Source organism: Sinisalibacter aestuarii (genome assembly GCF_027923545.1).
GTDB lineage: Bacteria > Pseudomonadota > Alphaproteobacteria > Rhodobacterales > Rhodobacteraceae > Sinisalibacter > Sinisalibacter aestuarii.
Genome location: NZ_BROH01000005.1, coordinates 1 through 25,984 on the forward strand (window position 1 = coordinate 1; position 25,984 = coordinate 25,984).

Below are 25,984 nucleotides of genomic sequence, written 5' to 3' on the forward strand. Positions count from 1 at the left end.
TTCCGGTTTTCCGGTTTTCCGGTTTTCCGGTTTTCCGGTTTTCCGGTTTTCCGGTTTTCCGGTTTTCCGGTTTTCCGGTTTTCCGGTTTTCCGGTTTTCCGGTTTTCCGGTTTTCCGGTTTTCCGGTGAAAATGGGGCTAATCCAATGTTTGTAAATACCTTTTATTGTGCCGCCGGATATCCGCAGCGGTTACCGAAACCTGAATAGAAGCCAGGTCACACCCGTCTGCACAGCCCAACGCACCTCACGCCCCGGCAAAGCTTTTGCCCTCCGCCGCCAGCCGCTCGATCAGCGCGGCCGGTTTCCACGCCACCGGATCCTCCTCCGCGAAGCTGCGCAGCCGGGCGAGGATCGCGGACGCGCCCAGCGTGTCGGCATGGTGCATCAGACCGCCGCGCCAGCGTGGAAAGCCGTAACCGGCCACCGTCACCACGTCGATATCCGCCGCCGATTGCGCAATCCCTTCATCGAGGATCGCCGCCGCCTCGTTGATCATCGCCAGCACCAGCCGCTCGCGGATCTCGTCCTGCGAGATGTCGCGCCGCGTGACCCCGGCAAAATGCGCCTCTTCGCGGGCGAGGTCTTCGACCAGCGGGTCGACCACCTTGCCGCCGCCGCCGGGGTAGCGGTACCAGCCCACGCCCACCTTCTTGCCCAGCCGGCCCTCCTCCACCATCCGGTCGGCGATGGGGATGTAGCGGCGGGCCGGGTCGCGGGTGGCGTCCTGGCGGCGGCGATTGGCATGAGCGATGTCGAGCCCGGACAGGTCCTGCGCTTCGTAGGGACCCATCGGGTAGCCGAACGCCACCATCGCCTCGTCGATCTCCCAGGGATTCGCGCTGTCCATCATCACAGTATCCGCCGCCTCGCGGTAGCGCGCGAGGATGCGGTTGCCGATGAACCCGTCGCAGACGCCGGCAAGCACCGGCAGCTTCCGCAGCCGCCTGGCAAGCGCAAAGCCGGTGGCGAGTGCGGTGTCGGAGCTGGCCGCGCCGCGCACGATCTCCAGAAGCTTCATGATATGGGCCGGGGCGAAGAAATGCAGGCCGACGAGCCGGGTCGGGTCAGCCAGAACGGCAGCGATGTCGTTCACGTCGAGATAGGAGGTGTTGGTGGCGAGCACCGCGCCGGGGCGCATCGCCGCCTCCAGCTTGCCGAAGACCTGCTGCTTCACCTCCATGCTCTCGAAGGCCGCCTCGATGGCGATGTCGGCATCCGCCGCCTGCCCGTAATCCACGGTGGCGGTGAAGGCGGCGCGGCTTGCCTCGGCTTTAGCCGGGTCGATCAGCCCGCGCGTCAGCGCGGCGGCGATGATCCGTTCCACATTGGCCCCGGCGCGGGCAACGCCCTCGGCGTCCGTCTCCAGCAGCGTGACGGCGATCCCGGCATTGAGCAGCGCATAGGCGATGCCCGCCCCCATCGTGCCGCCACCGACCACCACGGCTCTCTTCACGTCGACCGGGGCCGCCGCCTTCAGCCCGTCCGGCGCCTTCGTCGCGCGTTCGGCAAAGAAGATGTGGCGCAGCGCCTTTGCCTGTGCCCCCTGGCGCAGCTCAAGGAAGGCGGCGCGCTCCGCCTGTTGTGCCTCGGCGAGCGGTGTGGTGGCGGACGCGGCCACGAGGTCGATCGCGCGCAGCGGCGCGGTCTGGCCGCGCATCCGTTTTTCCGCCTGGGCCTGTGCCGCCGATACCGCCGCATCGTCCGCGTCCGGCCCCGGCAGATCGCCGAGCGCCACGCGGGTGGAAAGGCGTTCGTGGTTGATCTCGGCGGCGGCAAAGAGCGGATCCTCGGCCAGCTCGTCCACCAGCCCGATCTCCAGTGCCAGCGCCGCCGGGGCGGGCTTGCCGGTGGCGATCATGTCGAGCGCGCTTGCAAGGCCCACAAGGCGCGGCAGGCGCTGGGTGCCGCCCGCGCCGGGCACCACGCCAAGGGTGACTTCCGGCAGGCCGATCTGCGCGCCGGGGGCGGCGATCCGGTAGCGGCAGGCCAGCGCCAGCTCGCATCCGCCGCCGAGCGCCGGCCCGTGGATCGCGGCAATCCAGGGCACCGCGCAGGCTTCGATCCCGGCGATCACCTCGGGCAGATGCGGCTCCAGCGCCGGCCCGTCGAATTCGCGCGCATCCGCCCCGGCGGCAAAGGCCCGGCCCGCACCGGAGAGGATCACCCGCTCCAGCCCCGGCTCGCCCGCGATCCAGCCGAGCGCGTCCAGCAGGCCCTGCCGGGTCTCGCGACCAATCGCGTTCACGGGCGGGAAATCGAGGGTGACATAGGCGGTGGCGCCATCGCGGCGGGTGGTGACAGGCATGGATCCTCCGGTGGTCTGGCGGCGAGGCCGGGGGGCGCTGCCCCCCGGACCCCCCGAGGTATTTGCGGAACGAAGAAGAACGGGTCAGTCGAGAAAATGATGGCGTTCGATCAGGGCGAGCAGATCGGCAAGGCTCTCGTCTTCGCTGCGGCCCGACGTGTCGAGCCGCGCCAGCGCCCGGTCATAGAGCGCCTCGCGGGCGGTGAGGATCGACTTGAGCTGCTCCATCGCCTCCGGGTTGCCCGCCATCGGCCGCGTATCGCCCTGTTCGCGGACCCGGGCCATGTGCTCGGCCGGCGTGGCCTTGACCCAGATCGTATGAAAATGATCGAGAAGCCGGGCATAGGTCTCCGGTTCGGCGACGATGCCCCCGGCCACGGCGAGGATCATCGCCTCATGGGTGGCGATCACGCGGCTGATCGCCTGCGCTTCGAGGCGGCGATAGCCCTCCTGACCGTAAAGCGCCATCAGCTCGTCCACCGGCATGCCCGATTGCTCTTCGATCTCGCGGTTGAGCTCGACGAAGGGCAGGCCGAGCGCCGCACCGGCGCGGCGGCCCAGCGTGGATTTGCCCGCGCCGCGCAGGCCCACGAGGCAGATGCGGTTGGCCCGCGCCGTCTCTGCCGGATCGGGCGCGAGCGCCGCGCGCACACGGGCCTGGGTGGCGCTGTCGGCGCTGCGGAACAGTTCGGCGATGCGCAGCGCGTCGGACGACCAGGGGTCGTCCTCGCCCACCAGCCATTCGATCCTGTGATCGAGCGCATGGGCGACACGGCTCAGAAGCCCGATCGAGATATTGCCCTCGCCCGCTTCGAGCTGGGCGAGATAGCGCGGCGAGACGCCCGATTTTTCCGACAGCACGCGGCGCGGAATGCCTTTGCGGTCGCGCGCATGGCGCACCCGTTCACCGACGCGGGCGATGATGCGGGCCACTTCCTCCTCGGCCTCGCTGCGCGTTTCCTGCACGTCGCCCCTGAAATTTGTGATCTCGGCCATACCCTGCCTGACGTCTGAACAATAATGCAGCAATCCTACGCCCGCCGCGCCCCGCCCTCAATGGAAAAGGCGCACAATAGTGCATCAACCGGCGGCGGCGATCCGCGGCCCGACCACGGCGCGCACCTCGTCCGGCACGCTGCGTTTTTCGAGGCTGCCGGCGACGATGAAGACGCAGACAAAGCTGCCCTCGAAGCACAGTGCACCATCCTGCCTGCCCGTCACGCGGAAGGTGATCGAGCTTTCGCCGAGCCGTTCGGGGATGACCGTGCAGGCGAGCCGGTGGCGCGGGGTGACGGGGCTGCGGAAATCCATCTCCATATGCACGAAGGGGGTGCCGAAACCGCGATCCAGCTCCATCTGGTACCAGCCGTCGCCATCGAGCACATGCTCCCAGAACCCGTTGATCGCCTCCAGCGCCCAGGCCGGGATGCGGGCGGTGTAGGCGATCCGGGCCGGGTCGCAATCGCCCCAGCTCACGCGGATTTCGTGGGTATAGTCCATGTCGGGCTCCGGGGCGGATCAGTAGGTTTCGACGTGGTAGCGCCCGTCGTCGCGCATCGTATCGCGCAGCGCCGCCCAGTCCAGCCCCACACCGCGCGCGATATCGCGGAAGGCTTCCTCCACCCCCTGCTCCATCTCCTTCAGCCCGCAGATATAAACATGCGCCTTCGGGCTTTGCAGCAGGGCCGCCACCCGCTCCCTCTCGTCGCGCAGCTTGTCCTGCACGTAATGCTTCGGCTCTCCGTCGAGCCGGGAGAAGGCGAAGAGCTTGTGCATGAAATCCTCGGGCACCTTCTTCAGCGGGCCGAAATAGGGCAGCTCCTCGGGGCGGCGGGCGCCGAAGACGAGGGTGAGCTTGCCGGTGTTGCGCGGTATCTCGCGCTGGCGGCGCATGGTGAAGCCACGGAACGGGGCTGAGCCGGTGCCGGTGCAGATCATCAGAAGCTCGGCCTCCGGGTCGGAGGGCAGCAGGAAGGTGGCGCCGAACGGGCCGGTCACCTGCACCTCGTCGCCGGGCCTGAGATCGCAGACATAATTGGAGCACAGCCCCTGCGGCTCGCGCTTCACCGTGAGCGAGAGGTTGTTGTAATTGGGCCGCTCGCCATCGCGGGGGGACGAGACCGAATAGAGCCGCGGCAGATGCGCCTTGCCCGCGTCGTCCGTTCCCGGCGGGATGATCCCGATCGACTGGCCTTCCAGCACCGGCATCGGCTGGCCGCCGAAATCGAGGATGATGTGGCGCACATCGTTGTCGGACCCGTCGGCGGTGAGGCGGAAATTACCCGTGACCTTCGCGGTGGCGGGCTTGCCGAGCGTGTAGAGGTTGACCGTGGGCTTGGAGGCGGTGGCCGGGGCCTTCGCCTTGCCGCCGGCGCCGGCATGGGCCTCGGCCAGCAGCGCCGCCATCGCGTCATCGAGCGCCTCAAGCCCGGTTTCGGCCTCGCCGCCCTCGCCCAGCTCCTCCTGAGCCGGGAGCTCGTCCCAGGCAAACTGATCGTCGAGCGAATAGGGCGCGGTGACGACCCGCCATTCGTCGATCGAGCCGGTCGGGCAGACCGGGATGCAATCCATGCAGAACTCGCATTTGGAGGCGTCGACCACCACGTTCATGTCGTCATGGGTGATCGCCTCGACCGGGCAGGTCATCTCGCAGGTATAGCAGCGGATGCAGATCTCCGGGTCGATCAGATGTTGCTTGAGCGGCCTGGTCACGCCTCTTTCTCCTTCAGAACGATCCCGGGCAGATAGAGCGCCTCGATCAGAGCGGTGCAGAGGCCGGTGCAGGATTTGCAGCCGACGCAGCCGCCCGAAAGCGCCGAGACCTCGCCCGCAAGCGCATGGGAGCGGGGCGCATGGCCGATTTCGCGTTTTACCTGCATGTCGTCCTCCCGGTCTGACGGATGAGCCGGGGGGCCGCCCCCCGGCCCTTCCGGGCCAGTATCGCCACGATGAAGCGGCGATCACGCCATGGCGAGCTTCACATATTCGAAGTCGCCGGGCTTGTTGTCGATCCCCACTTTCGGCGGCGCGATCCAGCCCGCATATTTGCCAGGCTCGGTCACCTGCACCATGAGCGACTGGATGAAATCGCCATCGGCATGGGTCGGCAGCCAGCCCTTCTCGCCGGCATCGTAATCGGCGCCGGAAAGCAGCGTGCCGTCCGGATCGAACAGCTTGTCGGAGAAAACGCCGATCTTGCGGTTGAACGCCTCGTGCGGCAGCTTGAGCTCGAAGTCGATCCCGGCCTTTTCGATGATCTTGTTCCAGCGGCCCACACCGCCGGCGGCATCGCGCGTATAATCGTCGCGCAGGCGCATGTTGATCGCGGTGAGCGCAGGCACCTCCTTGCGCACCACCTGGCCGTCTTCGAAATCCCACACCGTGTAAGTGTCGTTCGTCAGCTTGTGGTCGTCGTCCAGCCGGTGCTCCTGGTAGCGGCCCTTGATGCCTGCGTTGAAGGCATTGGCGGCGTTGGTCGAGACTTCCTGGCCGAACAGATCGAGCGACAGGGTGTAGTGCAGGTTCAGCTTTTTCTGGATCAGCGGCAGGTCGATCACGCCGAGGGCGCGGATGCGGTCGGTATCGTAGGGATCGTCGATGCCGTTTTCCTTCATCACCTGGCAGGTGCGCTCGATAGTGCGGCCCACCCCGGTTTCGCCCACGAACATGTGGTGCGCTTCCTCGGTGAGCATGAAGCGGCAGGTGCGGCTGAGCGGATCGAAGCCCGATTGCGCGAGGCTTTCGAGCTGCATCTTGCCGTCGCGGTCGGTGAAATAGGTGAACATGAAGAAGGACAGCCAGTCGGGCGTTTCCTCGTTGAAGGCGCCGAGCATCCGGGGCGCTTCCTCGCTGCCCGAGGAGCGGCGCAGCAGATCGTCGGCCTCTTCGCGCCCGTCGCGGCCGAAATACTTGTGCAGCAGATAGACCATCGCCCAGAGGTGGCGGCCCTCCTCGACATTGACCTGGAACAGGTTGCGCATGTCATAAAGCGAGGGGGCGGTGATCGCGAGAAAGCGCTGCTGCTCGACCGAGGCCGGCTCGGTATCGCCCTGGATCACGATCAGGCGCTTCATCAGGTTGCGGTATTCGCCCGGCACTTCCTGCCAGGCCGGTTCGCCCGCATGTTCGCCACAGGGAATGGTGCGCCCCTCCACCTGCGGCGCAAGCAGCACGCCCCAGCGGTAGTCGGGCATCTTGACGTAATCGAACTTGGCCCAGCCCTTCGGGTCGACCGAGACGGCGGTGCGCAGGTAGACGAGCGATTGCTGGAACTTGTCGGGGATCAGATCGTTCCACCAGTTGATGTAGCCGGGATGCCATTTTTCCAGCGCCTTCAGCACCCGCTTGTCGGACGAAAGGCCAACGTTGTTGGGGATCTGGGTGTCGTAGGAAACGTTCATCAAGTCGTGCATGTTGTCCTCCCTGTCGCGCCGTCAGACGCGCTCCATGTTGTAGTTGCCACGGATGCCGGAGCCGTAGCGTTGCAGCGCGCCCTCGGGGCCGGTGGCGTTGGGCCGGTTGAAAATCCAGTTCTGCCAGGCGGTGAGGCGGCCGAAGATGCGGGTTTCCATCGTTTCGGGGCCGGCGAAGCGCAGATTGGCTTCCATCCCCGTCATCGCGTCGGGCGAGAACGAGGCGCGCTCTTCGATGAAGATGCGGATCTCGTCGTCCCAGTCGATATCGTCGAGGATGTAGGTGACGAGGCCCAGCGCATCGGCCTCGTCGGCCTCCAGTGGCTCGCCGACCTTCCCGCGCGCTTCCTCGACCGCCTCGGGTTCGCCGAGGAAGCGGGTGGCGAGGCGCGAGAGATCGTTGGCCATCGGGTAGGTGCCGAAATTGCTGCCGTTCAGCAGGATCGTGGCGAGCGGCCGGTTATCGCCCTCGAACTCGTCTTCCATCATGTAGGAGCGGTCGACGGCGAACAGGATCTCGGCCAGAACCCCGGCAAAACAGGAGCCGTGCTCGACCAGCGCAACGAGGCTGCGCGAGGTCATGTCGATCCGCTTCAGCACGCGCTTCCAGTATTTCAGGATCTCGTTGGCCAGCCAGTGATCGGCATTGGCGAGCAGCAGGTCTTCATGCGCTTTCACCCGGTCGGCATCGCCCTGCGAGCGGAACACGATCAGCCCTTCCTCGCGCTCGTTGAGCCGCAGATGCAGGATCGCATCGTCAAGCTCGCGGGCGAGCCGGAGCAGGTAGAACTGATCGCCCTCAGCCACCACCTCGTCCATGCTCGCGGGCGCATCGCCCTCGGGGCCGGACAGGGTGATCGTGGCCTTGTGCCCGGCGCGGTCGATCTCGACCTCGACCAGCGAGTAGTGCACAGCCGCCTCGTCGATCTTGCGGGCGAGCGGCGTGAGGGAGATGCCCCCGGCCACGTCCGGCTTGGCCGAGGCGGCGGCGAATTCCTGCGCGCGCTCGGCAACGGTGGCATCGAATTTCGAATTCGGGATGACCTCGTCGACCAGCCGCCACTCCTTCGCCCGCTGGCCACGGATGCCTTCCTCGATCGAGCAGAACACATCGGCCCGGTCACGGCGCACCTTGCGCTTGTCGGTCACCCGGGTGAGGCCGCCGGTGCCCGGAAGCACCGCCAGCAGCGGCACCTCGGGCAGCGCGACGGAGGAAGAGCTGTCGTCGGTCAGCATGATGTGATTGCAGGCCAGCGCCAGCTCGTATCCGCCGCCCGCGCAGGCCCCCTTCACCGCCGCGATCCACTTCTGGCCCGAATCGTCCTCTGCGGCCTCGAAGGTGTTGCGCGTTTCATTGGTGAATTTGCAGAAGTTGACCTTGTGAGCATGGCTCGCACCGCCGAGCATCCGGATATTGGCGCCGGCGCAGAACACCTTGTCCTTGCCCGATTTCATCACCACCACCTTCACCTCCGGATGCTCGAACCGCATCCGCTGGGTGATGTCGTAAAGCTCGATATCGACGCCGAGATCGTAGGAATTGAGCTTGAGCTGGTAGCCGTCGAACAGGCCGCCGTTTTCGTCCACATCCATGGTGACGGTGGCGACGGGGCCATCGTAACCCACCTTCCAGTGGCGGTAGGTCGATGGGTCGGTCTGGAAATTGATGAGCTTGGTCACGGTCTCACTCCCTGTAGCGCCCATGCAGTATAGTGCGGCATTCGGTCATTCGCAACACTATCATGCATTATAATGCTAAATTGTTTTCCCTATATTTCAGGACGATGCCAGGATTCTAGCATTCTAGCGTTGTGAAGATATTGCATTATAATGCATATATCCATGTTCAAGAATCGCCCTGATCTCCATCAATTCACCCTGCGCCCAATCCTGGCCGCACCTGCCCGCGCCCGGCAGGCCCGCCGCATCCAGGTGCTCGCCGGCGCGCGCCACGATGCGGGCCGCCGCCTCGTGGCGGCCCATCGCCAGCTTCAGCCGCGCATTGGCAAGCTGGATGATCCCCTGAAGGAAGGCCCGCTCGCGCGAATTCGGGGCGGCGGCAAGCCAGACCGGCTCCCAGGCCTCATGCGCCTCCCAGAAGAACCCCTTTGCATAGAGCGCCCTGCCCTCGTCCAGCCCGGGACGGACCGGCGCGGTCGGGCGCGGGGTTTTGCCGGGGATATGCGGGATCACAGCTCCGGCTCCGCCGCCTCGATCCGTTCCAGCCGGGCGCAGAATTCGGCGATCGCGGCCAGCGTTTCCCCGGGCTTTTCCAGATGCGGCGCGTGATGCGCGCCCGCGATGATTGCGGTCTCCACCGGCGCATAGCTGCGGGTTTCCACCTCGCGGACCTGCGCCAGCGTGCCGTATTGGTCGGCCTCGCCCTGCACCACAAGGCAGGGAATGCGCCAATAGTCGATCACCTCGCCCACATTCCATGCCTTGAACCCCTCGGCGAGCCAGGCGTCATTCCAGCCGAAAAAGGCATTGTCGGGGTCGCGGTGATACTTCGCCATCCTGCCGCGCAACTCGGTTGTCACATAGGCGCGGCGAGCATCGGCGATCTCGGCGAGCCCCGTCTCTTCGGTGAAGAAATGCGGCGCGATCAGCACCAGCCCGCGCACCCTGTGGTCCGGGACCCGCCCGGCATATTCGGCGGCGATGGTCGCGCCGTCGGAATGGCCGAGCAGCACGCAGCGCCCGATGCCGAGGCCGTCGAGCACGTCAGGCAACACATCCACCGCCTCGCGGGTCATGTAATCGAGCGGGCGCGGCAGATCGGCAGGGTCGGACTGGCCGTAGCCGGCGCGGGAATAAGCCATCACGCCAAAGCCCGTCGCCTGCGCCAGCCGGGCCGGCACGTCGCGCCAGAGCGCCACGCAGCCCAGCCCTTCATGCAGCATCACCAGCGTGGGCGCCGCGCCGGGCGGCGGCCCCCAGCAGGCATAGTCCAGCCGCTTGCCGCCTGCCTCCAGCCTGCCCGTTGCGGCCCATTGCGCCATCAGCCCGCCTCGCGCAGCTTGAAGCGCTGGATCTTGCCGGTGGCCGTTTTCGGCAGTTCCTCCACCACCTCGACCCAGCGGGGATATTTCCACATCCCGATCTTGTCCTTGACGAAGTCCTTCAATTCATCGGGCGTGGGCGCGGCGATGCCGTCTTTCAGCACGATGAAGGCCGCGGGCTTCACCAGATCCTTCTCATCGGCGCGCGCCACCACGGCGGCTTCCAGCACCGCCGGGTGTTCGACCAGCGCCTGCTCCACCTCGAAGGGGCTCACCCAGATGCCGGAAACCTTGAACATGTCATCGGTGCGCCCGCAATAGACGTAGCGGCCCTCGGCGGTGCGCTCGTATTTGTCGCCGGTGCGCGTCCAATGGCCCTGAAAGGTGGATTGCGACTTGTGGCGGCGGTTCCAGTAGCCCTCGGCGGAGGACGGCCCGCGCACGAGCAATTCGCCCACCTCGCCTTCGGCCACGTCTTCGTCGTGCTCATCGACCAGCCGTACCTCATAGCCGGGCACCGCCACGCCGGAGGTGCCGTAATGGATATCGCCGGGCCGGTTGGAGAGGAAGATATGCAGCATCTCGGTAGAGCCGACACCGTCGACGATCTCGGCCCGCCAGAGCCGTTCCCAGCGCTCGCCGATCTCGCGCGGTAGTGCCTCGCCCGCCGAGGTGCAGAGCCGGATATTGTGCACCGGCGCCGTGCCCGCCTTTTCCTGCTCTGCCACCAGCGCGGCATAGAGCGTCGGCACGCCGCAAAAGATCGTCGGCTTCTCCACGGCCATGATCCGGAACACGCTCTCAGGCGTCGGGCGGCCGGAATAGATCACCGTCGTCGCCCCCGCCGCCATCGGGAACGACATCGCGTTGCCCAGCCCGTAGGCGAAGAACATCTTGGCGACGGAAAACACCGTATCGTCTTCGCGAACACCGAGCACCTGCGCGCCGAAGGTTTCGGCGGTCGCGCGCAGCGAGCCGTGCACATGGCGCACCCCCTTGGGCGTGCCGGTGGAGCCGGAGGAATAGAGCCAGAACGCCAGTTCGTCCGAATGCGCCTCGGCGGCTTCGATGGCGGGGGCGTCCTTGACGAAGGTGGTGTAGCTCTCGGTGCCCTCGGGCGCGCCGCCGATCACCAGCACGGCGCGCAGGAAGCGGTTGCCGTCGATCGCCGGTTTCACCACCCCCCAGAGCTGTTCGGACACGACGAGGATCGAGGCGCGGCTGTCGTTCAGGATCGCCTCGTAGACCTGGCCCGACAGGAGCGTGTTCAGCGGCACCGGAATCGCCCCGGCCTTGAGCGCGCCCCAGAACACCACCGGAAATTCGATCTGGTCACGCACGATCATCGCCACCCGCTCTTCGCGGCGCACGCCGTGGCGCTGCAGGGCCCCGGCAAAGCGCGCCGTTTCCCCGGCAAGCTGGCCATAGGTGATCGCGCGTTTCTCGCCATCGGCCTCGCGAAAGGCAGTCTTGCCGGCGCGGCCCTCTTCGAGATGCCGGTCGACAAACCAGATCGCGGCGTTTTCGTTGTCCATCTTGTCCTCCCTGACCGGGCCGCTGGTCTGTGCCTGCGTGTCCCGTTGTGATGGCCGGGCTAGCGCCCGGTAAATTCGATTGCACCCTCCGGAAGCAGGTAGACCACATAGGCATCGCCGCCCGAGACGGTCGGGTGATGGTCGGAGCCGGGCGGGTAGACATACCAGCCGGGCGCGAAGGCATCGAAATGCGGGGCACCCTCGATCGGGATCACAGCGCCAATCTCGCCTTCGGGGTGCAGATGATGGGGGCCTTTGACCTCTTTCATCCGCACCACATCGACGGAGAAATGCCCGGTGGCCCCGCCGGGCTTGATCGCGCGGCCAAACTTGATGCCGCCCGCCTCGCGGCTCATCAGCCAGCCCTCGCGCTCGCCCTCGGCGCAGAGCCGGGCAAGCTCCTGAAACTCCGCCCCATCGGCGGGATATTCGGCATTGAGAAACGCGGCCATGTCGTCATCGAGCGGCACGCCCTCAAGGCGCGCGGCGATGCCCGACAGGAGCATCGAAAAGGCTTCGGCGGACATGTCTCCTCCCTGTCGCGCGGCGAGTCGTCTTATGCTTTATAGTGCACATACGACGCGATGACGCAACCGGAATTCCAGCGATGTGCATTTTTCTGCACACCACCAGGAGAAGTCGTCAGATGCCGGTGATTTCCGCCAGATCGGCCTCGGCCCTTGCCGCCTGCCGCGCCACCAGCGCGGCAACACGGGCGATGCGTGCCGGATCGGGGTGGTGATCGGCGGCGGCGGCAATCCGGGTCCAGACCGCCTGTTCCAGCACCCGGGCGGTGAGCCGCAGGAACGGCATGGCGACAGGGCCGGGATCGGCCCCCGCCTCCAGATGCGCGCGCGCCGCCTGCCAGGCGGCATAGGCGCGCGCAAGGCCGGGGCTTTGCGCACAGCCCTCCACGAAGCGGGCGAAGGCATCGAAGGCCGCGCCGTTTTCCAGCCGGATCAGCCGCCCGGCCAGCGCCATGGCGTGAATGCCGTTGGTGCCCTCGTAGATGGCGATGATCCGCGCATCGCGGTAGATCTGACTCAGCCGGTATTCCTCAAGATAGCCGTAGCCGCCCAGCACCTGCATGGCGGTCTCGGCGGCGCGGATGCCCGCTTCGGAGCAATGCGCCTTGATCACCGGGGTGAGGAACTCCACCAGCCAGGGATCGTCGCCCGTCTCCAGCGTCACCAGTGCAAGATGGGTCATCGCCCGCCCGCCCAGTGCCGCGGCATCAATCTCGTCGAGCATCCGGCGCACATCGCCGTGCCGGTCGATGCTCACCGGCCCGTCCGACCCACGCCCCTGCACCCGCTCGGCGGCATAGGCGCTGGCAATGTCATGGGCACGGGCGGCATGGGCCACGCCCTGCAGCGCCACGTCAATCCGGGCGTGGTTCATCAGCGTGAACATCGCCTTCAGCCCCTCGCCCTCGGCGCCGATCAACTCGCCTTCGGCGCCGTCGAAAGCAAGTTGGCAGGTAGGCTGGGCGTGCAGGCCCATCTTTTCCTCGATCCGCGTCACCCGGATCGGGTTGCGGCTGCCATCGGCCAGTTCGGAGGTGCAGGCGAAGAGCGACAGCCCTTTCACGCCCTCCTCCGCCGCGCCGGTGCGGGCAAGGACGAGGTGCAAAATCCGCTCCGACAAATCCTGATCGCCACCGGAGATGAAGATTTTCTCGCCCGAGATTTTCCACCCCGCGCCGTCCCGCGCCGCCCGCGTGCGCACACGCCCGAGGTCGGAGCCCGCGCCCGGCTCGGTCAGGCACATCGTGCCAAGCCAGCGGCCTTCCGCCATCGGCGGGATGAAGCGGGCTTTCTGGTCGTCGCTGGCATAGGCCATGAGCGTGCGGATCGCGCCGGGGGTGAGGTTCACCAGCATGTTGAACGCCTGGCTCGCGCCGGTCTCGATCTCCGACACCACCGCGCCGACCACGCCGCCAAGCCCCTGCCCGCCAAACGCCTCCGGCGCGGTCAGCCCCGGCCAGCCCTGGTCGACGAAGGCGTCGAACGCCGCCTTGTAGCCCGCCGGCAGGCGCACCCGGCCCTGTTCCAGCCGGGCGCCTTCGCGGTCGCCCGGCTCGTCGATGGGGGCGATCACCCCCTCTGCGAAGGCCGCGAAATGGCCGGCAAGCTCGGCCACCAGTTCGCCGTCATACTCCGCCAGCCGGGGCGCCCCCGCGACATGGGTGAGCGAAAACAGGATGTCATCGACGGGGGCGGCGAAGGGCTTCATTCAACAAACCCCAGCAGCTTCGCCGCGTTGTTTTTCAGGATATCGGGGCGGATCTCGTCCTTGATGTCGATCTGCTCGAAGGCTGCCAGCCATTTCTCCGGGCTGATCATCGGCCAGTCGGAGCCGAACAGCACCTTCTTCTTCAACAGCGAATTGGCATATTTCACCAGGATCGGCGGAAAGTATTTCGGGCTCCATCCCGACAGGTCGATATAGACGTTGGGCTTATGCGTCGCCACGCTCAGCGCCTCCTCCTGCCACGGAAAGGAGGGATGGGCGAGGATGATCTTCAGATCGGGAAAGTCGACCGCGATATCGTCCATATACATCGGGTTGGAATATTTCAGCCGCATCCCGTTGCCGCCCGGCATCCCCGACCCGACCCCGGTTTGCCCGGTATGGAACAGCGCCACCGCGCCTTCGTCCTGGATCGCCTCGTAGAGCGGATAGGCCATCCGGTCGTTCGGGTAGAAGCCCTGCATCGTCGGGTGGAACTTGAAGCCTTTGATGCCGAAGTCACGCACCAGCCGCCGCGCCTCGCGCACGCCCATCTTGCCCTTCCACGGGTCGATCGAGGCGAAGGGGATCAGCACATCGTCATTCTCGGCGGCAAGCTCCGCCACTTCCTCGTTCTTGTAGCGCCGGTAGCCGGTCTCGCGCTCGGCGTCGACGGGGAAGATCACCGCCGCGATATTCTGCTCGCGGTAATGCTGGGCGGTTTGCGGCACCGTGGGCGGATGCTCCCAGGGGGCGCCGAAATACTTTGCCATCGTCGATTGCAGATCGTCATAGCCGTCATCGGCATGGCAGCCGCAGGGCTCTTCGGCGTGGGTGTGAATGTCGATCGCGCGGACCTTGGCGATATCAACCATGAACGTCTCCCTCGGGAATAGGCGCGCCCGCAACCGGGCGGGCGGGGTCAGATTGTGATGGTGGCCGGATCGGCATCGTCATAGAGCCGGTCGAGCAGGGCTTTGCGGCGGTCGAGCACCTTGCGATAATTGAGGTTGCCCTTGGCCGTCATCTCACCCGCGCCCATGTCGGGCGGCTCGGCCAGCACCAGCGCCCGGCCCACATGGCTGGACGAACCCGACACTTCGCGCGCCCGCTCGGCAAGGCGGCGGGCGATCTCGCCCTTGAGCATGCGGCAGCTCAGCGCTCCGTCGAGGTTTTCGGGGCTGAAGCCCTCCTTCTCGATCTCGGCCATGTTCGGAAAGATCAGGATGCCGATCTGCCGGCGGTCGGCGCCGGTCACCACGATATCCTGCGCCAGCGGGCCGATCTGGACGAGCATATCGAGCCGGAGCTGCGCGGCGCGCACCCAGGTGCCGGTGAGCAGCTTGAAATCCTCGCTGATCCGGCCATCGAATTTAAGCCCCATCCCGGGCTGGCCGGGGACGACGAATTTCATCGCGTCACCAGTGCGGAAGAAGCCCTCCTCGTCGAACGCCTCGGCGGTCTTTTCCGCATCGTTGAGATAGCCGGTGAACAGGTTCGGCCCGCGTGCGCGCACCTCGTAGCGGTCGGGATCGTCCTCGCCGGGGATGAGCTTGATCTCGGTCCCGGTCATCGGCACGCCGACAATGCCGGAGCGGTCGGTCGGCTGGTGCTGGATGAGCGTGGCGGGGGCCGTTTCGGTCAGGCCCCAGGACGAATTCATCAGCGGCACAGCGCCCCGCACCTCGCGCGCCAGCGCCTCCAGCCCCTGCCAGACATCCTGCGGCAGCGAGGCGCCGGCGTAGAAGATCATGTCGAGTTCCTTGAAGTAGGTCCGGCGCAGCGCCTCGTCCTTCTTCAGCGCGTCGAGCACCTGCGCAAAGCCCACCGGCACGTTGAAGCTTGCCGTGGGCGAGACCATCGACAGGTTTTCCAGCGTGCGGTTGATCAGCGCCGGCACCGGCTTGCCATCGTCGATATAGAGCGTGCCGCCATTGGCGAGCACGATATTGAAATTATGCGACCCGCCAAAGACGTGGTTCCACGGCAGCCAGTCCACCAGCACCGGCGGCCGGTCGGTGAGGAAGGGCAGCGCATCGGCGATCTGGGCCTGGTTGGCGCACATCATCCGATGGGTGGTGGGCACGCCCTTGGGCGCCGAGGTGGAGCCGGAGGTCAGCAGGATCTTGACCACACTGTCGGGCCCCACCTTCGCATGGGCCGCGTCGACATCCACCGTGGCGTCGCCCCTGAGAAGCTCGGCAAAGGGCGTGACGGAAGCGTTCTTGCCGGGGCGCGAGGCGACCAGTTCGATCCCGTCGAGCGCCTCAAGCGCGAGCGCCTCGGCATATTGGTCGGCATCGACCACATAGGCCATCTTCGGCCGGGTCAGCTCGATCGCGTGGCGCAGACGGCCATGCGCGCCGTGGATCAGCGCATATTGCTCGGCCACCGGCACCACCGGCACGCCGACATATTGCCCGGCAAGCGCGAGCAAAGCGTGATCCACCCCGTTGCCCGACATCACCAGCACCGGCGTCTCTTCCCCAAGCCCGCGCGCCACCAGCGCCTGACCGATGGCGCGGACCTGTTCCAGCGCCTGGCCATAGCTCACCTCGTGCCAGCCCGCACCGTAGCGTTCGGCGAGGAAGGTGCGCAGCGGTGCCTCGTCGGCCCAGCGATGCAGCCATTCGCCGGTGGTCGCGGCAACGGGGCTCATCTCATGGCCCGAGGTGTACAGCAGGCTGCCATCGGCGCGGGGCGTGAGCCGGGCGCTATGGGGGCGATATTTCTGGTCCATCAAGATCTCCCTCCCGATGCTTCGATCCGCTTCAGCGTGGCGATAAGCGCCGCCTCCTCCTCGGCGGTGAGCTTACCCATGATCCCGTTTTCATGCTGGTGCACGGCCCGCGTGGCCCGCGCCAGCAATTGCGCCCCCTCCGAGGTGATGTGCAGCGCATAGGTGCGCCGGTCGGTCGGCACGCGGTCGCGGGTGATCAGGCCGCGCGTTTCCAGCTCGTCGACGATCACCACGAGGTTGGGCCGCTCCACCGCCATCGCCTGCGCCAGTTGCGACTGGCTGAGGCCGGGATTGTCGGCCACCAGCGTGAGCGCCGTGAAGGTCATCATCCGCAGCTCGAACGGCTCCAGCGTGCGGGCCAGATCGGCGCGGATCACCATGAAGGCGCGCTTCATCGAATAGCCGATCAGCCCGCGCAGCGTGGCGTCGGACACGCTTTCGGGCTGGATCGGCGCGGTGCCGTGGGGGGCGGAATCTTCAGCCATGACAGTCACCTGAAGCTGGGGTCACGTTTTTGCAGAAAGGCCTGCAACCCCTCGACGGCATCGGGGCTGGTCTGGGTGAGCGCCGCGCAGAGGCTCTCGGTGAAGAACCCGTCGGCCTTCGACATGTCTTCGATCCGGGCGATGGCCTGGATCATGATGTAATTCGAAAGCGGCGCGTTGGCGGCGATCCGCCGGGCCAGATCCTGCGCCATCGCCAGCGCCTCGCCCTCGCCCACCGCGTAATGGGTCAGCCCGAGCGCAAGCCCCTCATCTGAGTTGTATTTGCGCCCGGTCAGCATCATCTCGATCAGCCGGTCGGCGCCGAGGATCTTGCCGACCCGCACGCTCGCGCCGCCACCGACGAAGATGCCGCGCTTGCCCTCGGGAAGCTGGAAGATCGCCGACGGCTCGGCAATGCGCACATGGGTCGAGGTGGCCAGCTCCAGCCCGCCGCCGATCACCGCGCCGAACATCGCCGAGACCACCGGCAGCCCGCCGAACTGGATCTTGTCCATGATCGCGTGCCAGCCACGCGAATGGCGCATCGTTTCCTCGGCGTTGCGCTCCTTGTGCTCAGCCAGGTCCAGACCCGAGCAGTAATGCCCCTCGGTCCCGGTCAGCACCACCGCCTTCACCGCGGCGGGCGGGGCGGAAAAGAAGGCGTCGAGCGCGGCAAGAAGCTCGTCGTTCATCGCGTTGCGCTTGCCCGGCCGGTTCATCACCAGCGTGGCGATGCCGTCATCCGAAACCGCAATCTGGAGGATGGTATCAGTCATTCGTCAGGTCCTTGTCGATCCGGCGAGATCGTTTCAAACTACAATAGTTATCTTTCATATCTATATGCCGCAATAAAGCCCCGCGCCAGTGGCGCGGGGCCGTTTCAGGTTATCAGGAAGAGCGTGATCCCCGGGAAGAGCAGGAGCAGCGCCACCCGGATCATGTCGGAGGTGATGAAGTAGAGCACACCCTTATAGGTCTCGACGATCGGGGTGGTGCGGTCCATCGCGTTGATGATGAACAGGATCATCCCCACCGGCGGGGTGATCAGACCGACCTCGACCACGATCAGCACCAGCACGCCAAACCAGATCGCGGTGCGCTCGACGCCGATCATGTTGGCGCGGCCCTCGGAGATGGTCACGCCCAGCGCGCGCGCCTGTTCCTGGGTGAGCTGCACGCCCTCGGCCAGCGCCGCCTGGATACTGGCCAGCATGTCTGGCGCGATGCCCTCGGGCACGCCCATGGCAATGATGTCGCGCGCCTCGGCAAGCTGCATCTGGGTGAAATCCACCAGCCCGAAATCCAGCACCGAGATGATCGGGTAGAAGATCGGGATGGTCAGCAGGATCATCGACAGGCTGTCCATCAGGCAGCCCAGCAGCAGGTAAAACACCAGGATGATGAGCAACACCGTCCACGGGCTGAACCCTTGCGTCACCACCCAGTCGGCCATGGTCTGCGGCACCTGGGTGACGGCGAGGAAGCCGTTATAGAAGGCCGCGCCGAGCACGATGAAAAAGATCATCGCGGTCGAGCGGGCGGTGGCGGTGAAAGAGCCGAGCAGCTCCTTGAGGTTCAGCCCCTTGTTGGCGAAGGCGATCAGCCCGGTGCCGAGCGCGCCCACCGCCGCGCCTTCGGTGGGGGTGAACAGCCCGCCATAGATGCCGCCCACGACAAGCGCGAAGACCAGCAGAACCGGCCAGACGTCGATCAGCGCGCGGAAGCGTTCGCCGTAGGGCACCGCCTCTTTCACCCCGGCGCTGTCGGGGTTGAGCCGGACATAGATCGAGATGGTGATGACATAGCCCAAAGCCGCCAGCAGGCCGGGGATGATCGCCGCGAGGAAGAGCTTGGCGATGTTCTGCTCGGCAAGGATGGCATAGATCACCAGCACCACCGAGGGCGGGATGAGAATGCCGAGCGTGCCGCCGGCGGCGAGCGTGGCGGTCGAGAAGCCGCCGGAATAGCCGTATTTGCGCAGCTCCGGCAGCGCGGTGCGCCCCATCGTGGCCGCCGTGGCCAGCGACGAGCCGCATATCGCGCCGAAGCCCGCGCAGGCACCGATGGCGGCCATGGCCACACCTCCGCGGCGGTGGCCGAGCCAGCCTTCGGCGGCCTTGAACAATGCCTGACTCATGCCGCCGATGGTGGCGAAATGGCCCATCAGCAGAAACATCGGCACGATGGAGAGCGAATAGGAGCTGAACGTGGTGAAGGTCTCGGTTTTCAGCTTGGCCAGCGCGATGCTGAAGCCGTCATTGATGATGCCGAGGCCGAGGAACCCGGCGAGAAACATCGCCAGGCCGATCGGCACGCGCAGAAAAATGGCCAGCATCAGGACCGGGAAGGACCACAGGCCGATCTCGATATTGCTCAATGGTCCGCTCCTTCACCCGCAGGCATCACCCGGTGCCCGATCACGCTTTCGATCAGGCGCATCAGCGCCACGTAGACTGAGACGATCGCCGCCGCGATCGCGCCGACAAGGCTGGCGGCATAGGCCCACCAGACCGGGAATTGCAGCAGGAACGTGGTCTGGTGCCGCTCGAACTTGCTGACGGTGCCCTGCCAGAGCTGCACCGCGATGATGATCAGGACGATGGCGAAGGCCAGCTCGCTGATCGCCCTCAGCACCCGGTTGGGGCGGTCGGGCAACAGCGAGGTAAACACATCGACCGTCGCATGCGCCCCGGTGATCTGCGCCAGCGGCAGAAAGGCGAAAATCGAAAAGGCGATGCCCGCCTCGACGATCTCGTAATCGCCGTTGAACGGGCCGAGCTTGATCGGCCCCCAGATCCCCGGCACTTGCACGCCGAGCATCCAGTCGGCGAGGCCCTTGAACGCCCCTTGCGCGAAATCGCCGTGCAGGAATGCGTTGAGCTCGCGCCCGATGATCGACAGCACCACGATGGCCACGAGGATGCTGAGGACGAAGCCACCGGCAATCGCCATCAGCCTCGAAAATCCTAGGAAGAAACGATGCATGATATCCCCTGGAGGCTCCCTGCCTGCGTCCGGGTCCGCGCCCCTGCCGGGCGGCGGGAATGGCGCGGCGGGGCCTGCCCCGCCGCACCGGATCGGCTCAGTGAGCGCCGTAGGTGTCGATCGACGCCATGTCGGCGCCGCACTGCGCCATCAGCGCGCGCGCCTCGTCGATCAGCGCCTGGCCGTCTTTGCCTTCGGCGCCCATCTCGGCAACCCATTCCTCATAGATCGGGTTGACGATCGCATCCCACGCCTTGGCATCTTCTTCCGAGACGGTGATGATGTTGTTGCCGAGATCGACGGCGACCTGACGGGCCGGGCCATCGGCATCGGCCTGGGTGCCACCGGCGAAGACCGAGAACGACAGGCCGGCATTGGCGTCGATGACGGCTTTCAGATCGTCCGGCAGGCCATTGTAGGTGTCCTGGTTCATGGCCAGCACGAAGGTCAGGTTGTACAGCGCCGGGCCTTCGAATTCGGTGTGGTTATGCACCAGCTCCGGCACCTTGAGCGACTCGGTCACTTCCCACGGAATGGTGGTGCCGTCGATCACGCCTTTCGACAGGCCCTCCGACACGGCCGGCACCGGCATCCCCACCGGGGTGGCGCCGACGCGCTCAAGCAGCTTGTTCACCAGCACCGAACCACCGCGGATCTTCATGCCCTGAAGGTCTTCGGGCTTGGCCACCGGCTTGTTGGTGTGGAACATGCCCGGGCCGTGCACCCAGGTGCCGACGATGTGCAGATCGGAGAACTCGCCGTCCTTCATATGCTCGTCGAACATCTTGCTGTAGGCGCAGGAGGCTTCGCGGGCATCGGTCACCATGAAGGGCAGCTCGAACACCTCGGTGGTGCGGTAGCGGCCCGGCGTGTAGCCGACCACGGTCCAGACCACATCGGCGATGCCGTCGATCGCCTGGTCCATCAGCTCCGGCGGCGTGCCGCCCAGCGCCATCGCGGCATAGCGCTCGACCTTGATACGGCCATCCGAGTCTTTCTCGACATTGTCGGCCCAGACATCGAGCACGAGGCGCGGCACATTGGCCTGCGCCGGCAGGAACTGGTGCAGTTTCAGCGTGACTTCCTGGGCGAAAGCGCCCCCGGCCGCGAGCGCCGAGATCGCCACCCCGGCGGCCATGCCGAGAATCGTCTTGCGTTTGGTCATTGATTTTCCTCCCTGTTGACCAAGCTTTTTGGCATTATAGTGCTTCTTTTGCCATATATTGCCTCTTTGCTCCACCAGAATCTCCGCATCCGGGCGGATTTTTGCGGCGATATGACGCGAGCAGCCGCGCATATAGTTATGCCGCATAACAGTTATTAGCAATATAAATCTTGCGGGGGGATTCGGGAAGAACTCGGCCCGCGCCGGGGCCTGAGTCTCCCGAACTTGGCCACGGAACGCCTCTCCGATCAAGTTTTTTCGACTCCGTGGTCGGTTATTCTCCCTGGAGGCGAACCGATTCCGCCGACTCCCGCCCTGGCCTGCACGGGTTCGGCGATGTTCTGCCGAAAATCGCGAATCCGCGCCGCAACCATGGTGTCGGAGGTGAATCCTCGTACCAAGCCCCGTCGTGCCTGCATTTCAGGCAAAACAGATTCTGGGGGCAGATATGTCTTTTCTCACACGCGGGGTGCGCGGCACCCTCGGGGCTGCGCTTGTGCTCGTGCTCGGCCTCGGCATGGCGAACGCCAACACCATCATCTCGACGAAGAACGAACAGCGGATCGACGCCTGGATCACCGGCTATACCTTCTGGGACAACACCCCGCCGGGCTCGGCCGCCATCGCCCGCCCGACCGTCCATGACGAGGCCGGCGGCACCGGCACCTATGAAGACCCGATCACCATCGCCGTGGGCCGGGGCCATGCCGGCTGGCACTATGCGCCGGGCACGCGGTTCTATCTCGAAGACCTGCGCAAATACGCGGTGGTCGAAGACCTGTGCGGCGCCTGCGGCAAGGGCCGGGCCGGCAATCCGCATCTCGATCTCTATATCGGCGGCGAAAATACCTCCGCCCGCGCGGCCAATGCCTGCGCGATGAAAATCACCTCGATGCAGTCGGTCGTGGTCAATCCCGCGCCCGGCTACCCGGTCGCCCCGGGCGAAATGGCCGAGACCTGCGACGCCTACTGAGCGGGGCGGATCGGCAAGCCCTTGCCGATCCGGGCACCGTTCTGCCGCAGCTGTTCCATCGCCGCGCCTCATTGTGCAAGTAATCTGGCACTCACCCGGCCCTCTCAAGAGGCCGGTGGGGGGATCCGTATACCAAGGAGGCAGGTACATGCTATTCGGGAACCGTGCCCGCGCCGGGCTGCTCGGCGCGTTTGTCGCAGCGCTTTCGTCTTTCGCCGGTGGCGCCGGCGCCGATACCGTCGTGTCCACCAAGGGGGAACAGCGCTTCACCGCGTTCCTGACCGGCTATACCTACTGGGACAACACGCCGCCGGGCTCCGCCGCCATCGCGCGCCCGGTCGTCCATCGCCGCGCCGGTGGCACCGGCACCTTCAAAGACCCGATCACCATCGCCGTGGGCCACAGCATCGTCGGCTCGCGCCAGACGCTCGACTTTCCCGCCGGCACGAAGTTCTACATCGAGTCGCTGCGGAAATACGCCATCGTCGAAGATGTCTGCGGCGACGGCGCGCAGCCGCAGAATGGCCCCTGCCACTCCGGCAAGAACGGGCACCCGTGGCTCGACCTTTATCTGGGCGGCGCCAGCGCCTCGGTGCAGGTTGCCACCGCCTGCGCCAACCGGATCACCCGCTTGCAGACGCTGGTGATCAATCCCGGCCCCGATTACCCGGTCGCGCCGGGCGAAGTGGTGGACAGCGGCTGCCGGGTGTTCTGACCGCCGCATCGCCGATCCAAACGGACGGGCCGGGCCTTGCGCCCGGCCTTTTGATGTCTGCGCGAGCTATTCGGCGGGAGACTTGTGGCGCCCCGGCAGGCGTGCGGTGCCGGTGCGGGCAAGCTTGCCCCAGCTCGCGAGACGGCCAAAGGCCGCACGGCCAAGCGCCCGCCAGACGGTGACATAGAGCAATTGCCGGTAGAAGAACCGTTGCACCGGGAACAGCACCACGAGCCAGAGCGGCGCGCTGCGGTCGAGCCGCATGGCCAGCAGGATCGCCACCACGTCCATCAGCGGCAACAATGCATAGCCCGCCAGCATGTAGGGGCGCACATCCACCACCGGCATTGGCCGGCCAAGGAGCCAGTCGATCCCGAGATCGGCCAATGTGGAGAGCAGCACGAGATCGGCAATCGGCGCAAGGACCGACAGGCCGAAGCCGACGACGAGCAGATCGGGCAAGGCGACAAACCCGACCGCCTTACGCTGGCGCAGGGCACCGCCAAGGTGCTTCACCGCGGTCTGAAGCATCCCGAAAGTCCAGCGCAGCCGCTGGGTGAGGAAGGCGCGCACGGTTTCGGGGGCCTCCGTTACGGCATAGGCCGCGGGCTCGTAAATCACCCGGTAGCCCGCGCGCAGCACCGAGACGGTCAGGTCGGCGTCTTCGGTCACGGTCTCGGGCGAATAGAGCCCCGCCGCGATCACCGCGTCGGCGCGCCAGGCCCCGATCGCTCCCGGCACCACCAGCATCGCACCGAGACATTCGAGCGCGCGGCGGTCGATGTTCTGGGCGGTGAGATATTCCAGCGCCTGAAGCTGGGTCAGCAGGCCACGCCGGTTGCCCACCTGCACCCGGCCCGCCACCGCGCCGATCTTCGGATCGTCGAAATGGCGCACGAGCCGCGAGATCGCATCGGGCGCGATCATGCTGTCGGCGTCGATGGCGACGACGATATCGGTCTGCAGCACGCGGTAAGCTGTATCGAGCGCCTTCCACTTGCCGCCATTGGGCTCATAGATCACCGTCAGCCGGTATTCGTCACGCGCGACCTCGGCCACCTTCTGATAGGTGTGGTCGGTCGAGCCGTCGTCGATGACGATCACCCGCAGATCCGGATAGTCCGACGCGAAAACCGACCCGATGCAGCGCAGGATCGTCTCTTCCTCGTTGAAGGCCGGGATCAGCACCGTCACCGGCGGCACCGTTCCGGCACCCGGCCGGGGCGCCCGATGCGGGCGGCGCAGATGGGCCAGCGCCAGCAGCACCAGCGCGCGCAGCAGCCCGGCCACCACCACCACCCAGAACACCGCCGCCAGCCAGCCGCCCGCAATGCCGAGCAGGCCAAAGGAAATCCGGTCAAACATCGTTGCCGGCCCAAAAGCCGGGGGCATCAGCTGATCACGGGTGACGCCCAGAAGATCGGCCAGGCCGACGATCCGGTAGCCATCGGCGCGCAGCCTGTCGATCAGCGGCCCCACCGCGTCGACCGTCGCGCTGCGGTCGCCGCCGCCATCATGCATCACGATGACATTGCCGCCATTGGTCGCCAGCTCGTGGCTCACGTAATCCACGATCCCGGCGGCGTCGAGGCCGAGCCAGTCGGGCGGCACCAGGTCGCTGCCCACGATCAGGTAGCCCGCATCGGTCAGCGTTGCCATCGGCGCGGCGCTGTCGCCGGTCACCGGCCCCTCGCCGCGGCCATAGGGATTGCGGAACAGGACCGTACCATGCCCGATCTGCGCGGCAAGCAGCCGCTGCACCGCATTCAGCTCGAACTGCGTGCGCAGCGGCGGCACGCCATCGAGCGCCGGATGCAGGAAGGTGTGCGACCCGATCTCATGGCCCTCGTCATACATCCGCTGGATCAGGTCGGGGTGGCTGAGCGCGCCGGCCCCGACCACGAAGAAGGTTGCCGGCGCCTCACGGTCGCGCAGCACGTCGAGCAATGCGGCGGTGTGAACAGGGTCCGGCCCGTCATCGAAGGTCAGCACGATCTGATCGGGTTCGACACGGCCAAAGCGGCGCAGTGTCACCGGCGTCGCGGGCGGCGCGAAGCCCTCGCCTGCGATCCGCTGGCCCGAAGGGTCGAGCACCACGTACCGGGTGCCCACCTGCGCGGCGGCGGCCAGCTCCTGAAACGGCCCCTGCCCCATATAGGCGACGAAGTCCGAGAGATCGACGCGCGAGATGTAGGTCGCCACAAGCTCCGGGGTGACGTAGCGCGCGCCGAGCAGCGGCCAGATCGACGGGTCTTCGCGCCCGAGCGCCCAAAGCCCGACCCGGTGAAGATCGAGCGCCGCGAGCGTGGCGAGCTGGTTGAAGGCGCTGGCCGCGTCGAGCGCCCAGACCTCATGCGCCGCGCCGCTCTGGTCGGTGTAGCGCATCCGCAGATTGGCCGCGTCGGGCGGAAAATCCAGCGTGCCGTCAAACTGCACCACCCGCCGCCACGCCTCGGCAAGCGACAGGATCTCGGGCGCCGCCGCACCGCGCGACCAGTCGCCCGCGAAGGAACCGAGCATGACGACAAGCCGGTCGCGCCCGACAGCCTCCAGCGCCGCCGCGACGGTCTCGTCAAACCAGCCCTGCGCCGCGAGCGGGCCGGTCGCATCGCCGATCCAGGGCGTCGAGAAGGTTTTCAACACCACATGATCGGCCAGCCGGGCGAAGTCGGCGTCCGCGATCAGCCCGTCCGCCGGCTCGGTCACCAGGCAGCTCTCCCGCCCCGCGGTGGCCAGTGCCGCATCGAGCCGGGCGATGAGCCGGCCAAGCACCGCGATCTCACCCGCGCCGATCCCATCGGGCATCAGGCAAAGGCCGGCGGCCCGGTCCCGCGCCGCGGTATCCGCGAGGTGCAGGGCCAGCGTTTCGAGCCCGGCGCCATCGTCCGGCGCGGGCAGCGCGCCGGGCAATATCGTGACAACCGGCATCACCTGCAGGCGCGGACGCTCGCGGGCGATGGTGCGGGCGGCATATTCCTGGCTTTCGGTCGTGCGGTTCAGCGCGACGAGCTCGGATTGCGGCCCGTCGAGCCGGTACCACTCGGCCAGCAGCACGTCGATCTGGCGCGCGCCGCTCGCAAGCGAGGCATAGGCGCTTTCAGGCACGAACGGCAAAAAGGCCCAGACGCTTCCGGTCGGCAATTCGACGACGTTCTCGGCATCCGCCTGCGCGGCGAGCGGCGGATAGGGGCCGCCCCGCCCCTCCGGCACGATGCCGCCCCGCAGATCGCCCGGCTGCGGCGCCGCCGAGACCGAGGCCGGCACATCCTCGGCGGCATGGGCAAGGACCGGCCCCGGCAGATCGTCGACCAGATAGAGGCTGGCCAGGAAAAACGCCAGCCAGGTGAGCGCGGCGCTCAAAACGGCCGCCATCGCCGCGATCAGAGCGCGCCGCCGTCGCTGATATGGATCAGAGAATACCTGCGCCCCCTTGC

At 66.5% G+C, this 25,984-nt stretch carries 23 protein-coding genes; 3 read left to right on the forward strand and 20 right to left on the reverse strand.

Annotated elements, in window-relative coordinates; genetic code table 11:
- A partial coding sequence (locus QMG28_RS09645) for a hypothetical protein (protein ID WP_281842051.1) occupies positions 1-208 on the forward strand: 208 nt, incomplete at its 5' end.
- A 37-nt stretch (positions 209-245) separates the two neighbouring features.
- Here QMG28_RS09645 and QMG28_RS09650 read toward each other — a convergent pair.
- The 19 genes from QMG28_RS09650 to QMG28_RS09740 all read right to left on the reverse strand — a co-directional run bounded on the left by QMG28_RS09650 (position 246) and on the right by QMG28_RS09740 (position 20,862).
- On the reverse strand, positions 246-2,306 hold the full coding sequence (locus QMG28_RS09650; RefSeq protein ID WP_281842053.1) for a 3-hydroxyacyl-CoA dehydrogenase NAD-binding domain-containing protein: 2,061 nt from the start codon (positions 2,304-2,306) through the stop codon (positions 246-248).
- 84 nt (positions 2,307-2,390) lie between these two features.
- Positions 2,391-3,302: a helix-turn-helix transcriptional regulator gene (locus QMG28_RS09655; RefSeq protein WP_281842054.1), complete on the reverse strand. Its 912-nt coding sequence runs from the start codon at positions 3,300-3,302 to the stop codon at positions 2,391-2,393.
- An 84-nt stretch (positions 3,303-3,386) separates the two neighbouring features.
- Positions 3,387-3,806: an acyl-CoA thioesterase gene (locus tag QMG28_RS09660; protein WP_281842055.1), complete on the reverse strand. Its 420-nt coding sequence runs from the start codon at positions 3,804-3,806 to the stop codon at positions 3,387-3,389.
- A gap of 18 nt (positions 3,807-3,824) precedes the next feature.
- On the reverse strand, positions 3,825-5,018 hold the full coding sequence (boxA, locus tag QMG28_RS09665; RefSeq protein ID WP_281842057.1) for a benzoyl-CoA 2,3-epoxidase subunit BoxA: 1,194 nt from the start codon (positions 5,016-5,018) through the stop codon (positions 3,825-3,827).
- On the reverse strand, positions 5,015-5,185 hold the full coding sequence (locus QMG28_RS09670) for a hypothetical protein (RefSeq protein WP_281842058.1): 171 nt from the start codon (positions 5,183-5,185) through the stop codon (positions 5,015-5,017). The genes boxA and QMG28_RS09670 overlap by 4 nt, the downstream gene beginning before the upstream one ends.
- A gap of 81 nt (positions 5,186-5,266) precedes the next feature.
- Entirely contained in the window at positions 5,267-6,718 is a 1,452-nt protein-coding gene (gene boxB / locus QMG28_RS09675; RefSeq protein ID WP_281842059.1) for a benzoyl-CoA 2,3-epoxidase subunit BoxB, read from the reverse strand.
- Between the two features lie 21 nt (positions 6,719-6,739).
- Entirely contained in the window at positions 6,740-8,398 is a 1,659-nt protein-coding gene (gene boxC, locus QMG28_RS09680) for a 2,3-epoxybenzoyl-CoA dihydrolase (protein ID WP_281842060.1), read from the reverse strand.
- Between the two features lie 123 nt (positions 8,399-8,521).
- A complete protein-coding gene (locus QMG28_RS09685; protein ID WP_281842061.1) occupies positions 8,522-8,911 on the reverse strand; it encodes a DUF309 domain-containing protein in 390 nt (129 codons plus the stop codon).
- Positions 8,908-9,720, reverse strand: coding sequence for an alpha/beta fold hydrolase (locus QMG28_RS09690; protein WP_281842062.1), 813 nt, complete (start codon positions 9,718-9,720; stop codon positions 8,908-8,910). Before QMG28_RS09690 ends, QMG28_RS09685 begins: the two co-directional genes overlap by 4 nt.
- Positions 9,720-11,255 carry a benzoate-CoA ligase family protein gene (locus QMG28_RS09695; RefSeq protein ID WP_281842063.1) on the reverse strand — a complete coding sequence of 512 codons (1,536 nt, stop codon included), beginning with the start codon at positions 11,253-11,255 and terminating at the stop codon, positions 9,720-9,722. The genes QMG28_RS09690 and QMG28_RS09695 overlap by 1 nt, the downstream gene beginning before the upstream one ends.
- 59 nt (positions 11,256-11,314) lie before the next feature.
- Complete coding sequence (locus tag QMG28_RS09700) at positions 11,315-11,782, reverse strand: 4-hydroxylaminobenzoate lyase (RefSeq protein WP_281842064.1); 468 nt, start codon at positions 11,780-11,782, stop codon at positions 11,315-11,317.
- Positions 11,783-11,897: 115 nt separating this feature from the next.
- The gene (locus QMG28_RS09705) at positions 11,898-13,490 is read right to left on the reverse strand and encodes an acyl-CoA dehydrogenase family protein (protein ID WP_281842065.1); all 1,593 of its coding nucleotides are present in this window, start codon (positions 13,488-13,490) and stop codon (positions 11,898-11,900) included.
- The gene (locus tag QMG28_RS09710) at positions 13,487-14,362 is read right to left on the reverse strand and encodes an amidohydrolase family protein (protein ID WP_281842067.1); all 876 of its coding nucleotides are present in this window, start codon (positions 14,360-14,362) and stop codon (positions 13,487-13,489) included. Before QMG28_RS09710 ends, QMG28_RS09705 begins: the two co-directional genes overlap by 4 nt.
- Before the next feature lie 47 nt (positions 14,363-14,409).
- On the reverse strand, positions 14,410-16,227 hold the full coding sequence (locus QMG28_RS09715; protein WP_281842068.1) for a feruloyl-CoA synthase: 1,818 nt from the start codon (positions 16,225-16,227) through the stop codon (positions 14,410-14,412).
- Entirely contained in the window at positions 16,227-16,712 is a 486-nt protein-coding gene (locus QMG28_RS09720; protein ID WP_281842069.1) for a MarR family winged helix-turn-helix transcriptional regulator, read from the reverse strand. Before QMG28_RS09720 ends, QMG28_RS09715 begins: the two co-directional genes overlap by 1 nt.
- A 5-nt stretch (positions 16,713-16,717) precedes the next feature.
- Positions 16,718-17,488: a crotonase/enoyl-CoA hydratase family protein gene (locus tag QMG28_RS09725; RefSeq protein WP_281842070.1), complete on the reverse strand. Its 771-nt coding sequence runs from the start codon at positions 17,486-17,488 to the stop codon at positions 16,718-16,720.
- A gap of 104 nt (positions 17,489-17,592) precedes the next feature.
- Positions 17,593-19,089, reverse strand: coding sequence for a TRAP transporter large permease (locus QMG28_RS09730; RefSeq protein ID WP_281842071.1), 1,497 nt, complete (start codon positions 19,087-19,089; stop codon positions 17,593-17,595).
- A complete protein-coding gene (locus tag QMG28_RS09735) occupies positions 19,086-19,697 on the reverse strand; it encodes a TRAP transporter small permease (protein WP_281842072.1) in 612 nt (203 codons plus the stop codon). The genes QMG28_RS09730 and QMG28_RS09735 overlap by 4 nt, the downstream gene beginning before the upstream one ends.
- A 97-nt stretch (positions 19,698-19,794) precedes the next feature.
- Positions 19,795-20,862: a TRAP transporter substrate-binding protein gene (locus tag QMG28_RS09740; protein ID WP_281842074.1), complete on the reverse strand. Its 1,068-nt coding sequence runs from the start codon at positions 20,860-20,862 to the stop codon at positions 19,795-19,797.
- A 448-nt stretch (positions 20,863-21,310) separates the two neighbouring features.
- Between QMG28_RS09740 and QMG28_RS09745 the strand changes: the two genes are divergently transcribed.
- On the forward strand, positions 21,311-21,835 hold the full coding sequence (locus QMG28_RS09745; RefSeq protein ID WP_281842075.1) for a hypothetical protein: 525 nt from the start codon (positions 21,311-21,313) through the stop codon (positions 21,833-21,835).
- A 148-nt stretch (positions 21,836-21,983) separates the two neighbouring features.
- Positions 21,984-22,550: a hypothetical protein gene (locus tag QMG28_RS09750; RefSeq protein WP_281842077.1), complete on the forward strand. Its 567-nt coding sequence runs from the start codon at positions 21,984-21,986 to the stop codon at positions 22,548-22,550.
- Positions 22,551-22,616: 66 nt separating this feature from the next.
- On the opposite strand, the gene QMG28_RS09755 is transcribed toward QMG28_RS09750, so the two are convergent.
- Entirely contained in the window at positions 22,617-25,922 is a 3,306-nt protein-coding gene (locus QMG28_RS09755) for a glycosyltransferase (RefSeq protein ID WP_281842079.1), read from the reverse strand.
- Between the last annotated feature and the right edge of the window lie 62 nt (positions 25,923-25,984).